12 protein-coding genes are annotated in these 13,321 nt (G+C 69.9%); 4 read left to right on the top strand and 8 right to left on the bottom strand.

What is annotated here, in order from left to right:
- Nucleotides 1-396 precede the first annotated feature (396 nt).
- Nucleotides 397-660, top strand: a complete 264-nt coding sequence (locus O7617_RS16660; protein WP_282264558.1) for a DUF4190 domain-containing protein — start codon at nt 397-399, stop codon at nt 658-660.
- Nucleotides 661-723: 63 nt separating this feature from the next.
- On the opposite strand, the gene sucD is transcribed toward O7617_RS16660, so the two are convergent.
- From sucD to O7617_RS16645, 3 genes are all read right to left on the bottom strand, one after another.
- Nucleotides 724-1,611 (bottom strand): succinate--CoA ligase subunit alpha, encoded by an 888-nt coding sequence (gene sucD, locus O7617_RS16655; protein ID WP_282264557.1) that lies wholly within the window; start codon nt 1,609-1,611, stop codon nt 724-726.
- Nucleotides 1,612-1,613: 2 nt separating this feature from the next.
- Nucleotides 1,614-2,792, bottom strand: a complete 1,179-nt coding sequence (gene sucC / locus O7617_RS16650; protein WP_282264556.1) for an ADP-forming succinate--CoA ligase subunit beta — start codon at nt 2,790-2,792, stop codon at nt 1,614-1,616.
- A gap of 499 nt (nt 2,793-3,291) precedes the next feature.
- Entirely contained in the window at nt 3,292-3,696 is a 405-nt protein-coding gene (locus O7617_RS16645; RefSeq protein WP_282264555.1) for a cobalamin B12-binding domain-containing protein, read from the bottom strand.
- Nucleotides 3,697-4,150: 454 nt separating this feature from the next.
- On the opposite strand from O7617_RS16645, the gene O7617_RS16640 reads away from it, so the two are divergent.
- Complete coding sequence (locus O7617_RS16640) at nt 4,151-4,858, top strand: M23 family metallopeptidase (protein ID WP_282264554.1); 708 nt, start codon at nt 4,151-4,153, stop codon at nt 4,856-4,858.
- A gap of 272 nt (nt 4,859-5,130) precedes the next feature.
- Nucleotides 5,131-5,901: a peptidoglycan DD-metalloendopeptidase family protein gene (locus O7617_RS16635; RefSeq protein ID WP_282264553.1), complete on the top strand. Its 771-nt coding sequence runs from the start codon at nt 5,131-5,133 to the stop codon at nt 5,899-5,901.
- A 71-nt stretch (nt 5,902-5,972) separates the two neighbouring features.
- Here the strand turns inward: O7617_RS16635 and pcrA are convergent, their stop codons facing one another.
- Nucleotides 5,973-8,375 carry a DNA helicase PcrA gene (gene pcrA / locus O7617_RS16630; RefSeq protein ID WP_282264552.1) on the bottom strand — a complete coding sequence of 801 codons (2,403 nt, stop codon included), beginning with the start codon at nt 8,373-8,375 and terminating at the stop codon, nt 5,973-5,975.
- Nucleotides 8,376-8,748: 373 nt separating this feature from the next.
- Between pcrA and O7617_RS16625 the strand changes: the two genes are divergently transcribed.
- Entirely contained in the window at nt 8,749-9,141 is a 393-nt protein-coding gene (locus O7617_RS16625) for a chorismate mutase (RefSeq protein WP_348773846.1), read from the top strand.
- Between the two features lie 179 nt (nt 9,142-9,320).
- On the opposite strand, the gene O7617_RS16620 is transcribed toward O7617_RS16625, so the two are convergent.
- From O7617_RS16620 to O7617_RS16605, 4 genes are read right to left on the bottom strand one after another with little or no spacing between them, the layout of a single operon-like run.
- Nucleotides 9,321-10,334, bottom strand: a complete 1,014-nt coding sequence (locus tag O7617_RS16620; protein WP_282264551.1) for a dipeptide ABC transporter ATP-binding protein — start codon at nt 10,332-10,334, stop codon at nt 9,321-9,323.
- Nucleotides 10,327-11,355, bottom strand: a complete 1,029-nt coding sequence (locus O7617_RS16615) for an ABC transporter ATP-binding protein (RefSeq protein WP_282264760.1) — start codon at nt 11,353-11,355, stop codon at nt 10,327-10,329. The genes O7617_RS16620 and O7617_RS16615 overlap by 8 nt, the downstream gene beginning before the upstream one ends.
- 25 nt (nt 11,356-11,380) lie before the next feature.
- Nucleotides 11,381-12,352 carry an ABC transporter permease gene (locus tag O7617_RS16610; RefSeq protein WP_282264550.1) on the bottom strand — a complete coding sequence of 324 codons (972 nt, stop codon included), beginning with the start codon at nt 12,350-12,352 and terminating at the stop codon, nt 11,381-11,383.
- Nucleotides 12,345-13,271 carry an ABC transporter permease gene (locus tag O7617_RS16605; RefSeq protein ID WP_282264549.1) on the bottom strand — a complete coding sequence of 309 codons (927 nt, stop codon included), beginning with the start codon at nt 13,269-13,271 and terminating at the stop codon, nt 12,345-12,347. Before O7617_RS16605 ends, O7617_RS16610 begins: the two co-directional genes overlap by 8 nt.
- Nucleotides 13,272-13,321 lie beyond the last annotated feature (50 nt).

The raw sequence follows: 13,321 nt of genomic DNA, 5'->3' as shown, positions 1-13,321 counted from the left end.
GCCCCGCGCCCCGCGCCCCGCGCCCCGCGCCCCGCGCCCCGCGCCCCGCGCCCCGCGCCCCGCGCCCCGCGCCCCGCGCCAAGATCCTCACAACATCGGGGATGTTGCTGCCTCCGACACGCGGGACACAGCAACATCCCCGATACTGCGCGGATCTTGACGCCGAGCGCTTGGGCGGGAGCGCGCGGGCGGGAGGGAGCGCGCGGGCAGCGCCGAGCGCGCGGGGACGGGCGCTTCTGTCGTTGCGGCACCGGGGGCGGCTTGTTCAGCGAACTGGCGTCCAGGTCACCCGGCTCGGTCTAGCCTCGGCCCAGAGGGCGTGAGTCGTCGCCGCCCGGGTCGGGCCCGCCGGTCGCGGTCCGGTCGGCACGTCGCCCACGACCGCCGGAGGTAGCTGTGACGACCGCATATCCGCCACCCCCGCCCCCACCGGCCCGGGGGCGGGACCGGACGACGCTGTGGGGTGTGCTCGGCATCGTGCTGGGGCTGATCTGCTGCGGCATCCTCGGCATCATCTTCGGCTATCTGTCCATCCGCGACGCTCGGCGTTACGGGCAGTCGCCGGTGCTCGGGTACCTCGCCATCGTGTTCGGCGTGATCAACATCATCGGTGGGTCGATCCTGCGGCTGACCGGCAACTACCCGTTCTGGAACGACTGAGTTTCCCGTACGCCGAAGGGGGCCGACCGTTGCGGTCGACCCCCTTCCGCCTGTCCTGCCGGCTCAGCTGCCGGACATGATCTCCCGCATCAGGTTCGCGGTCTCGGTCGGCGTCTTGCCGACCTTGACGCCGACCGCCTCCAGCGCCGCCTGCTTCGCCTCGGCGGTGCCGGCCGAGCCGGAGATGATCGCCCCGGCGTGACCCATGGTCTTGCCGGGAGGCGCGGTGAAGCCGGCGATGTAGCCGACGACCGGCTTGGTGACGTTGGCCTTGATGAATTCGGCGGCCCGCTCCTCGGCGTCGCCACCGATCTCACCGATCATCACGATGGCGTCGGTCTCCGGGTCGGCCTCGAACGCCGCCAGGGCGTCGATGTGGGTGGTCCCGATGATCGGGTCACCGCCGATGCCGACGCAGGTGGAGAAGCCGATGTCGCGCAGCTCGTACATCATCTGGTAGGTCAGCGTGCCGCTCTTGCTGACCAGGCCGATGCGGCCGGAGCCGGTGATGTCGGCCGGGATGATGCCGGCGTTGGACGCGCCGGGCGAGGCGATGCCCGGGCAGTTCGGCCCGATGATCCGGGTCCGCTCGCCCTGCGAGACGTTGTACGCCCAGAACGACGCGGTGTCGTGCACCGGCACGCCCTCGGTGATCACCACGGCCAGCGGGATCGCGGCGTCGATCGCCTCGACCACAGCGGCCTTGGTGAACTGCGGCGGCACGAAGATGACCGTGACGTCGGCCCCGGTCTCGGCCATGGCGTCCGCGACGGACGCGAAGACCGGCAGCTCGGTGCCGTCGAAGTCGACGGTCTGACCCGCCTTGCGCGGGTTGACGCCGCCCACCACGTTGGTGCCGGCGGCGAGCATCCGCCGGGTGTGCTTGGAACCCTCGGAACCGGTCATCCCCTGGACGATGACCTTCGAGTCCTTGGTCAGCCAGATAGCCATGATCAGACCCCCGCAGCTGCCAGCTCGGCGGCCCGCTCGGCCGCACCGTCCATGGTGTCCACCCGCTGCACGAGCGGGTTGTTCGCGCTGTCCAGGATCGCCCGGCCAGCCTCCGCGTTGTTGCCGTCCAGACGGACGACGAGCGGCTTGGTGACCTGCTCGCCACGCTGCTCCAGCAGGGCCAGCGCCTGGATGATGCCGTTCGCCACCTCGTCGCAGGCGGTGATGCCACCGAAGACGTTGACGAAGACGCTCTTCACGGCCGGGTCGGAGAGCACGATCTCCAGCCCGTTCGCCATCACCGCGGCACTCGCGCCGCCGCCGATGTCGAGGAAGTTCGCGGGCTTGACGTTGCCGTGCCGCTCGCCGGCGTACGCGACCACGTCGAGGGTCGACATGACCAAACCCGCGCCGTTGCCGATGATGCCGACCTCGCCGTCGAGCTTGACGTAGTTGAGGTCCTTGGCCTTGGCGGCCTGCTCCAGCGGGTCCACGGCGGCCTGGTCGACGAGCGCCTCGTGGTCCGGGTGCCGGAACGCCGCGTTCTCGTCCAGGCTGATCTTGGCGTCGAGCAGCAGCAGCCGGCCGTCGCCGTTCTTGGCCAGCGGGTTGACCTCGACCAGCGTGGCGTCCTCGGCGACGAACGCCTGCCACAGGCCGACCGCCACCTCGACCACCTGGTCGGCGACCTCGGCCGGGAAGCCGGCGGCGGTCACGATCTCGCGGGCCTTGGCCTCGTCCACGCCCTTCACGGCGTCGATCGGTGCCTTCACGACCCGGTCCGGGGTCTCGGCGGCGACCTGCTCGATGTCCATGCCACCGGCGACGCTGGCGATGCAGAGGAAGGTGCGGTTCGCCCGGTCGAGCAGGTACGAGAAGTAGTACTCCTCGGCCACGTCCGCGGTCACCGTGATCATGACCTTGTGGACGGTGTGACCCTTGATGTCCATGCCGAGGATGTCGGTGGCGCGGGCCACCGTCTCCTCGGCGCCCTCGGCCAGCTTGACGCCGCCGGCCTTGCCTCGGCCGCCGACCTTCACCTGCGCCTTGACGACCACGCGACCGCCGAGGCGTTCGGCGATCGCACGGGCCTCTTCCGGGGTAGTGGCGACGCCGCCGGCCAGCACGGGCAAGCCGTGCCGCTCGAACAGGTCCCGCCCCTGGTACTCGTACAGGTCCACGTTTGCGCGTCCCGTCCCGTCTCCGCGGCGCGCCGTCGCGCCGCCACCAGCGTTCAGAAAACAGTTTGACGCCTGTCATCACTTGAAACAGGCCATTGGCCGCAGCCTAGCGAGGTCGGCACCACCGGCAACCGAGCGGGTGCGCGGTGTGCGGTAATGCACAAGCGGACATCCGGCGGGGCCGGTTTCCGCTCAGGACGCGGACGCCATCCTCCGTCCGGGCGATGTTGCCCAGCTTGCGTAACCCGGCCGTGGGGGCGTCGTTGAGTCAGGTGTCGGAGCGCTGAACAGCGCGATGACGGGAGACGGCCGATGCCCTGTCGGTCGAGGGGTGGCGGCGGGGCATCGTGCATAGAGGGGCCGGACGTGTGAGGGGTGCGTCCGGCCCCTCCCCCGTGCCCGGACTCCGGTCGCCGGCGTCTCCGCGAGCCGTCGCCGGCGTCTCCGCGAGCTTCAGGAAAGGCGAGCGGCGAGCGTCGGAGAAGACGTCCGGCGCGCTTCAGGAAACCGGCTGCGCGACGTTCTCCCGGACCCACTCGACAATCGCCTGAGTGGTGGCGCCCGGCGTGAAGATCTTCGCGACGCCCATCTTCTCCAACTCGGGGATGTCGTCGTTCGGGATGATGCCGCCGCCGAACACGACGATGTCGCGGGCATCCCGCTCACCGAGCAGTTCCAGCACCCGCCGGAAGAGGGTCATGTGCGCGCCGGAGAGAACGGACAGGCCGACCGCATCGGCGTCCTCCTGGATGGCGGCCTCCACGATCTGCTCGGGGGTCTGGTGCAGGCCGGTGTAGACGACCTCCATCCCGGCATCCCGCAGGGCGCGCGCGACGACCTTCGCGCCCCGGTCGTGGCCGTCCAGGCCGGGCTTGGCGACGACGACCCGAATACGAGAGCTCATCAGCGCACACCTTTCACCGGCTTCACGGGCCTTCACCTTAACGAACGGTAACCCGGCCGACCCAGCCCTCGACATCCGGGCCGGGAAGCCGACCCCGACCACCGGCCGACGCCTGCCCGGCGGCAGCGCGAGGATCCGTGCCCAGAGGGTGCGGAGGCGACCCGGCACCGTCCGTAGTCAAGTCGGACGAGTCCGCCGGATCGGTCACGCTCGGCGACGAACGGGCAGCATCAAGGGCACCGTTCGGCGTCGCGATGCGTGACAATAATGGACGCAAACGGACAGAACGACACGCCAATTTGGCGCTCTAGCTTGTGACTCGCCTGGTGGTTGGCTAACGTGTCCACGGTTGTCATCAGGTCCATGGACGGGTGACGACGCGGTCAGCGGACGTTCACTGGAGCTTCACGAACGCCCACCGGCCGCCTCGGAACCCCGACAACGGAGGGTGTGCGTGCGCCAGCGCCTGTCGTCTGAGCCCGATCGATATCGCGGTCGTCGCCGTGTGCCCACCCCGCCGCGCAGCCGTTACGCCGCGGTCGTCACCACCGCGTTCGTCGGTGCCGGCATCGTCGCCCTCGGCGCGAGCGCCCTGCCGGACGCCAAGGACGTCAGCCCGACGGTGCTCGACGAGCTCAAGCAGGCGTCGGTCACCAGCCAGGACGCCGCGGCCCGTGCGGACAACGCCGACCGCGCCTCCCGGGACAGCCGCACCAAGGACAGCGCCGAGCCCGAGGTCTGGCTGCTACCACTGCAGGGCTACGACTTCAACTCGCCCTACGGGGTCCGCTGGGGCAAGATGCACACCGGCGTTGACCTGGTCGCCGGCGAGGGCACTCCCTATGTGGCGATCCACGACGGGCTGGTCACCAAGGCCGGCTGGTTCGGCGGGTACGGCAACGCGGTGATCGTGCAGCACGCCGACGGCAGTGAGGCCATCTACGGTCACTCCTCCGCGGTGAGCGTGAAGGAAGGCCAGCAGGTCAAGGCCGGCGACCAACTCGGCCTGGTGGGCCAGACGGGCCACGCCTACGGCACCCACCTGCACCTGGAGATCCATGTCAAGGGCCAGCCGGTCGACCCGGTGCCCTACCTCCAGGAGCGCGGAGTGGACATCAAGCTGCAAGTCGAGGCAATTTACAGCGAGGTAGCCGCGTCCTGACGCTGCGTACCGACCGATGACCGCCCGGATCTGAGGATCTGGGCGGTTTTTCGTTGCCGGTCGACGGCGGATGTGTGCCGGGTCACTGGCACGACTGTGACCGGCGACACCGTCCCGCATGATCACTTTTCCGGATGCAGCACCGCACATCGGGTCATACCCGGGCAGTCATCACGTCGTCCATCGCCGGTGATCCGGTCCCCGCGCCTCCCCCGCCTCGGCCCGACACCAGTATTTCGAGGTCAAGTGCCCCTCGACTGTGAAGGTCCGCCGTGCAGGAAGACAGCCCCGTCCAGAACGAGACCACCCCGGACACCACCCAGACCGAACCGCCACGGCGGGCCGGTCGGCGCAACCGCCTCATCGTGCTCAGCGCCGCCGCCCTGGTGGCCCTCGGCCTCGGCGGCATCGCCGTCGCCACCACCGGCAACGACCGCCCGGCGCCGACTGCCGTCTCCCTCGACGCGCAGTCCCGGGCCGAGGCCGCCGGCCGGGCGGACCGCTCCGCCCGCGAGTCGAGCACGCCGGTCGTCCCGTCGACCAGCCCCACGGCGAGCCCGTCGGCGGCCAGCGCCAGCCCGACACCGACGAAGACGGCCTCCGCGAAGGCCAAGCCGAAGCCGAAGAAGACCACCAAGCCCACGCCCGCCTGGGTCGACCCGATGCCGGGCGCGGCGGTCACCTCCTGCTACGGGCAGCGCTGGGGCACCCTGCATGCCGGCATCGACCTCGCGCTGCCCTCCGGTACGCCGATCCGCGCCGCCGCCGCCGGCACCGTGACGCAGGCCGGCGACGCCTCCGACGGCTACGGGAACTCCGTCTTCATCGACCACGGCAACGGTTACCTGACCCACTACGCCCACCAGAGCCGGATCGCGGTGACGGTCGGCCAGACGGTCAAGGCCGGCCAGGTCATCGGCTACGAGGGCGCCACCGGCGATGCCACCGGGCCGCACCTGCACTTCGAGGTGCACCAGGGCATGTGGAACCAGATCGACCCCGCCCCGTTCATGCGGGCCCGCGGCGTGGACCTAGGCTGCTGAACGACCGCCGCAGCCGGAAGGGGTGACCTGCGCCTCAGCGGAGGTCACCCCTTCCGTCACCTGCGCCGGGGTCAGAGCTTGTCGACCGGCGCGTGCCGGAGGACCAGCCACATGGTCTGGTCGCCGAAGTCGATCTGCGCGCGGGCGCCCGGGCCGTGCCCCTCGACGGCGAGCACCCGCCCCAGCCCGTACCGCTGGTGGTTGACCCGGTCCCCGGCCGCCACCTTAGGCCCCTGCGGCAGCTCGCTGGCCGTGGTCAGTCGGCTGGCGTCCACGCCGAGCCGCTGGGCCAGTTGGGCCGCCTTCGGCGTGCCCCCGGTGAAGGTGCCCCGGCCGCCGGGCGCGCGGTCGGCCCGACCGCCGACGCCGCCGCCACCGCCGGCCCACGAGGTGTACGACCCTTCGGTGCGCTCCCAGTGCACCAACTCCGTCGGCAACTCCTCCAGGAACCGCGACGGCGGGTTGTAGGACGGCTGCCCCCAGGCCGAGCGGGTCACCGCCCGGGAGAGGTAGAGCCGCTGCCGGGCACGGGTGATGCCGACGTACGCCAGCCGGCGCTCCTCCTCCAGCTCGCGGGTGTCGCCCAGTGAGCGCAGGTGCGGGAAGACGCCGTCCTCCAGCCCGGTCAGGAAGACCACCGGGAACTCCAGCCCCTTGGCGGTGTGCAACGTCATCAGGGTGACCACGCCTTGGTGGTCGGGGTCGTCGGACGGGATCTGGTCGGCGTCGGCGACAAGCGCCACCTGCTCCAGGAAACCGGCCAGGGTGGCGCGCTCCCCCTCCTCGCCCAGCGCCTCGATCCGCTCGGTGTACTCCCGGGCGACGCTCACCAACTCCTGGAGGTTGTCCACCCGGCCGGCGTCCTGCGGGTCGAGGCTCTCCTCCAGCTCGGTGAGGTAGCCCGAGCGGGTCAACAGGGCCTCCAGCACCTCCTCCGGGGTGCCGGTCTCGGCCAGCTCCCGGGCACCGTCGAGCAACGCGACGAAGTCGGCGATGCCGTTGGCCGCCCGGGTGGAGATGCCCGGGGCTTCCCGGGCCCGCCGCAGCGCCGCGCCGAACGAGATCCGGTCGCGGCTGGAGAGCGCCTCGACGCACGCCTCGGCGCGGTCGCCGATCCCCCGGCGGGGGGTGTTGAGCACCCGCCGCAGGCTCACCGTGTCGTCGTCGTTGACCACCGAACGCAGGTACGCGAGGGCGTCGCGGACCTCCTTACGCTCGTAGAAGCGCACCCCGCCGACGACCTTGTAGGGCAGGCCGACGCGGATGAACACCTCTTCGAAGACCCGGGACTGGGCGTTGGTGCGGTAGAAGACAGCGACGTCGCCGGGGCGGGTCTCGTCGGCGTCGACCAGTCGGTCGATCTCCCGGGCCACCCAGTCGGCCTCGGCGTGCTCGGTGTCGGCCACGTAACCGACGATCTGCTCGCCGGCGCCGGACTCGCTCCACAGCCGCTTGGGTTTGCGGGAGGTGTTGCGGTCGATCACCGCGTTGGCCGCGTTGAGGATGGTCTGGGTGGAGCGGTAGTTCTGCTCCAACAGGATCGTCCGCGCGTCGGTGAAGTCCCGTTCGAACTCCAGGATGTTGCGGATCGTGGCGCCACGGAACGCGTAGATCGACTGGTCGGCGTCGCCGACCACGCACAGCTCGGCCGGCGCCAGCCCGTCGGTGCCGGAGACCAGCTCCTTGATCAGGACGTACTGGGCGTGGTTGGTGTCCTGGTATTCGTCCACCAACACGTGCCGGAAACGCCGCCGGTAGCTCTCCGCGACGTGCGGGTGGGACTGGAGCAGGTGCACCGTGGTCATGATCAGGTCGTCGAAGTCCAGTGCGTGCGCCTCGCGCAGCCGACGCTGGTAGAGCGTGTACGCCTCCGCGAGGGCCCGCTCGTTGGGCCCGGTCGCCCGGGCGGCGAACTGCTCCGGGTCGACCAGTTCGTTCTTGAGGTTGGAGACCTGAGCGGCCAGCCCTCGGGCCGGGTAGCGCTTCGGGTCGAGATCCAGCTCGCGCGTGACCAGCTGCATCAGGCGGCGCGAGTCGTCCGCGTCGTAGATCGAGAACGTCGACTTGAGGCCGGCGTGCTCGTGCTCGGCGCGCAGGATCCGGACACACGCGGAGTGGAACGTCGACACCCACATCAGCCGGGCCCGGGGGCCCACCAGCGCGGCGACGCGTTCCTTCATCTCGCCGGCCGCCTTGTTGGTGAAGGTGATCGCGATGATCTCGCCGGGGTGCACGTCGCGTGCGGCGAGCAGGTAGGCGATCCGGTGCGTGAGCACCCGGGTCTTGCCCGACCCGGCGCCGGCCACGATCAGCAGCGACGAACCGGCATGGCTGACCGCGTCGCGCTGTGGCCCGTTGAGCCCGTCGAGCAGTTCCTGCGGATCGAGGCGGACGGCGGGCCGGGGCCGGTCCGGGCGGGCCGGCGCGGACTCCGGCGCAGGCGGGGACGCGGGGATGTCGAAGAGAGGATGCATCGCCGGACAAGTCTATGCCGCCGGTCGGACACCGCGCCTCTGGCGCTCGGCAGCTCGTGGCCTCCGGCGCTCGGCAGCTCGTGGCCTCCGGCGCTCAGTAGCTCGTGCCCGACCGCGTGCTGCCACCGCCCGGGGCGCCCGGACGAAGAAAGCTTCCCGGCGCACAGCCGAATGCTTGCGCACCCGCCGCCGACGTGGGCATACTCGACGGCGTGATCGCTGCGCGCTACTACTTTTACTACGGCACCGGGAGTCCGGCTGCCGTAGGTCGCGCCTGATCGATTCAGACCTACGAAAGCCCCGGGCTCCTGGAGTCCGGGGCTTTTCCGTCCCGGGTTCCGGGCACCGGGCACCACCGTGCGAGAGGTACCCGATGATGACAGACGTGATGGAGCAGAGCGGCGGCCCGACCCGACCGGAGGCCGGGCAGCCGGCGGTCGACGGGCACGAGACGACGGTGCCCTCGTCGACGGCCGAGAACACCGAGCAGGCCGAGGCGCAGACCGGCACCGAGGAGCCGTCGGCAGCCGCGCGGATCGTGCAGATCAGGGAGCGGATCGACGAGATCGACCACGCGTTGATCGCGCTCTGGCAGGAGCGGGCCGCGTTGTCCCAGGAGGTCGGGGTCACCCGGATGGCGTCCGGCGGGACCCGCCTGGTGCTCTCCCGGGAACAGGCGATCCTGGAGCGGTTCCGCGTCGCGCTCGGATCGGACGGCACCCAGCTGGCGCTGCTGCTGCTCCGCGCGGGTCGCGGGCCGCTGTAGCCCGCGCCCCGGTCCGTGGTTGATCACTCGGCGCGCCGACGCCGGGCGGGCACGTCCTCGCCCGCCCGGTCGGTGGTCCATCCCGCGTGCACCGAGGCTGCCACCGGCCCGTCCTTGTCACCGGACAGACGAAACCGCCTGCCGCCGTCGTGCGGACGGCGGCAGGCGGTTTCGGTGACTCACGCCTCGTGGGTGGCGACGATCTCGCGCCGCTCCGCGAAGTGGCAGGCAGTCGGGTGGTCCGAGCCCTGACGGATCTCCAGCAGCGGGACCTGCTCGGCGCAGACGTCCTGCGCCTTCCAGCAGCGGGTCCGGAACCGGCAGCCCGAGGGCGGGCTGATCGGCGACGGCACGTCACCCGTCAACCGGATGATCGTCTTGTTGCTCCGCTGGGTGGGGTCCGGCACCGGCACCGCGGAGAGCAGAGCCTGGGTGTACGGGTGGGTCGGACGCTCGTAGATCTCGTCCTCGGTGCCGATCTCCACGATCTTGCCGAGGTACATCACCGCGACCCGGTCCGAGAGGTGACGGACCACCGACAGGTCGTGTGCGATGAAGACGTACGACAGCCCGAACTCGCCCTGGAGCTGCTCCAGCAGGTTCATCACCTGAGCCTGGATGGAGACGTCCAGCGCCGACACCGGCTCGTCACAGACGATGATCTCGGGCCGCAGCGCGAGCGCCCGGGCGATGCCGATGCGCTGACGCTGACCGCCGGAGAACTGGTGCGGGTACCGGTTGATGTGCTCCGGGTTGAGCCCGACCAGGTCGAGCAGCTCGCGGACCTTGGCCCGGCGGCTGCCCTTGGGCGCCACCTCCGGGTGGATCTCGAACGGCTCACCCAGCAGGTCACCGACCGTCATTCGCGGGTTCAGCGAGGTGTACGGGTCCTGCATCACCAGCTGGATCTGCCGGCGGAGGCGTCGCAGCGCCGTACCGGACAGCTTGGAGATGTCCTGGCCCTTGTAGACCACGCTGCCGGCGGTCGGCTTCTCCAGGTTCATCAGCACCCGGGCGAGGGTCGACTTGCCGCAGCCGGACTCGCCGACCACGCCGAGCGTCTCACCGGCGCGCAGACCGAATGAGACCCCGTCGACCGCCTTGACCTGACCGACGGTCTTCTTGAACACCACGCCCTGGGTGACGGGGTAGTGCTTGACCAGGTCACGGACCTCGAGGATGTTCTCAGACACGGTTCACCAGCTCCTCGGCGAAGTGGCAGGCGCTGGCCCGGCCGGCACCCACCTGCAGCAGCGGCGGGACCTTCTCCCGGCACACCGGCTGAGCCATGGGGCAGCGCGGGTTGAACGGGCAGCCCGGCGGAATGTTCATCAGGTTCGGCGGGAGGCCCTTGATCGTCCGGAGCTGCTGCCCCTTCTCGTCCATGCGCGGGATCGAGTCGATCAGACCGATCGTGTACGGGTGCGCCGGCTTGGCGTACAGGTCGTACACGTTCGCTTCCTCGACGATCCGGCCCGCGTACATGACGGCGATCCGGTCCGCGACGTCGGCGACCACGCCGAGGTCGTGGGTGATCAGGATCATGCCCATCTGCCGCTCACGCTGAAGCTCCGCCAGCAGGTCCATGATCTGGGCCTGCACGGTCACGTCGAGTGCCGTGGTCGGCTCGTCCGCGATCAACACCTCCGGGTCGAGCGCCAGCGACATCGCGATCATCGCGCGCTGCCGCATACCGCCGGAGAACTGGTGTGGGTAGTTGTTGAACCGACCCTTGGCGTTCGGGATCTTGACCTGGTCGAGCATGTCGATCGCGCGCTTCTTGGCCTCGGCGCGACCCATGCCCCGCCGGACCCGGAACTGCTCGGCAATCTGGAACCCGACGGTGAAGACGGGGTTCAGTGCGGAGAGCGCGTCCTGGAAGATCATCGCGATGCCCTCGCCGCGGATGCGGCGGCGCTCCTCGTTGGACATGCGGAGCATGTCCTTGCCGTGGAAGCGGACCTGCCCACCGGTCACGAAACCGGGTGGCGTGTCGAGGATGCCCATGATGGTCTGCGCCGTGACGCTCTTACCGGAGCCGGACTCGCCGAGCACGGCGAGGGTCTCCCCCGCGTCGACGTGGTACGTGACCCCGTTGATGACCTTTGCGACGCCGTCCCGGGTACGGAACTCCACCCGCAGGTCGTCGACCTCGAGCAGCCGGCCGGAGGGACGCCCGGACCCGCCGGGTCCCGGCGCGGACTGCTCGGACACGAGAATGTCGGACACTGGATATCCCCTAGCGGAGTTTCGGATCGAGGGCCTCGCGGACCGACTCACCGAGCATCACGAAGCTCAGCACTGCGGTGACGAGGAACGCGGCGGGGAAGAAGACCAGCCCCGGCGCGACCCGGACGAACTGCTGCCCATCGCTGATCATGATGCCCCAGGACACCACCGGCGACTTCAGACCGACGCCCAGGAACGACAGGGTGGCCTCGGCGCCGATGAAGGAGCCGACCATGATCGTGCCGTAGACCAGCAGCGGAGCCAGGCAGTTCGGCAGCAGGTGCTTGAGGATGATCCGGCCGGTGCCGGCGCCCAGCGCGCGGGCCGCCACGATGTAGTCGGCCTCCTTGGTGGCGAGCACCGACGAGCGCATCAGCCGCATCACGACCGGCCAGCTCAGCACGATCAGCGACGCGATCACCAGGCCCATGATCTGGGCCTTGCTGTTGCCGGAGCCGGAGCCGTTGAAGGTGGTCAGGATGACGATCGCGCCGAGCACGAAGGGCAGACCGAAGAAGACGTCGGCGATCCGGCTGAGCAGCGCGTCCACCCAGCCACCGCGGTAGCCGGAGATGATGCCCATCGTCCCGCCGATGAGCAGGGTGCCCATCACGGACAGCACGGCGACCACGACGGAGGCCCGTGCGCCGTAGATGACCCGGGCGTAGACGTCACGGCCCTGCACGTCGTACCCGAACCAGCCATCGGCGCCCGGCTTGTTGAGGCTGCGGGACAGCGAGCCGTTGACCGGGTCTCCGCCCGGCGCGAACAGCTGCGGGAAGGCAGCCATCAGCAGGAAGATGACGATCAGCGTGGCCGAGATCCAGAACAGCGGCTTGCGCCGCAGGTCCCGCCAGGCGTCACCGAGCAGACCGCGCGGCTTTTCGTTGCTCTGCGGCTGGCCCGCGGTGGCGGGGGCGGCGGAGTCGGTCGAGTGTGCGCCAGGGGTGCTGACGATCGATGCGGTACTGGGGTCACTCATAACGGATCCTCGGGTCCAGGGCGGCGTAGAGCAGGTCAACCAGCAGGTTCATCACGAGATAGACCAGCACCAGGACGACCACGATTCCTACCACCGTGGCGCTTTCCTTGGTGATGATCGCCCGGAAGACCTGGCGGCCGATTCCGTTGATGCCGAAGATCCCCTCGGTGACGATCGCGCCGCCCATCAGGGCGCCGAGGTCGGTGCCGAGCAGGGTCACCACCGGGATCAGCGAGTTGCGCAGCAGGTGCACACCCACCACCCGGCGCATCGGCAGGCCCTTGGCGATCGCGGTACGCACGTAGTCGGCGCGACGGTTCTCCGCGATGCTCGTTCTGGCCACCCGGGCGATGTACGCCACTGACGCGCTGCCGAGCACGAAGCCCGGCACGATCAGCTCGGACCACCGCATCTCGGAGGAGACGGTCGGCTTGATGATGCCCCACTGCACGCCCAGCAGCCACTGCAGCACGAAGCCGACGACGAACACCGGCAGCGCGATCAGGAAGAGGGTGGAGACCAGGACCAGGTTGTCCAGGAAACCGTTGCGCCGCAGACCGGTCAGCACGCCGGCACCGAGGCCGATGACCGCCTCGATGGCGAGCGCCACGACGGCCAGCTTCAGGGTGTTCGGGTACGAGGTCAGGATGATGTCGCTGATGTCGCGCTGGGAGAACGTCTGACCGAAGTCACCCTGGAGCAGGTTCTTCATGTAGTTCGCGTACTGCACGAAGACGTTCTGGTCGAGGTGGTACTTCTCGGTCATGAAGGCGATGTACTGGTCCGGGCAGCGGCGCTCACCGCACTTGCCGGCGAACGGGTCGCCCGGAACGGCCCAGACGAGCCAGTAGATCAGGAACGTCGTACCGATGAAGACCGGCACGAGTTGGAGCAGCCGTCTCAACAGATAACGGCCCATGGGGTGGTCCTCCAGACAGGGGGCGCGTCGGACGGCCGACACGGTGGTGA

The organism is Micromonospora sp. WMMD1155 (genome assembly GCF_029581275.1).
Classification (GTDB): Bacteria; Actinomycetota; Actinomycetes; order Mycobacteriales; family Micromonosporaceae; genus Micromonospora.
The sequence above is the reverse complement of the archived record's forward strand: the minus strand, read 5'-3'. Positions and strand labels throughout refer to the sequence as shown.

Excerpts from the sequence above, each read along its gene's own strand:
- sucD (WP_282264557.1), bottom strand. The coding sequence starts at position 1,611 with ATGGCTATCTGGCTGACCAAGGACTCGAAGGTCATCGTCCAGGGGATG.
- O7617_RS16625 (WP_348773846.1), top strand. The coding sequence starts at position 8,749 with ATGATGACAGACGTGATGGAGCAGAGCGGCGGCCCGACCCGACCGGAG.
- O7617_RS16610 (WP_282264550.1), bottom strand. The coding sequence starts at position 12,352 with ATGAGTGACCCCAGTACCGCATCGATCGTCAGCACCCCTGGCGCACAC.
- pcrA (WP_282264552.1), bottom strand. The coding sequence starts at position 8,375 with ATGCATCCTCTCTTCGACATCCCCGCGTCCCCGCCTGCGCCGGAGTCC.
- O7617_RS16605 (WP_282264549.1), bottom strand. The coding sequence starts at position 13,271 with ATGGGCCGTTATCTGTTGAGACGGCTGCTCCAACTCGTGCCGGTCTTC.
- O7617_RS16645 (WP_282264555.1), bottom strand. The coding sequence starts at position 3,696 with ATGAGCTCTCGTATTCGGGTCGTCGTCGCCAAGCCCGGCCTGGACGGC.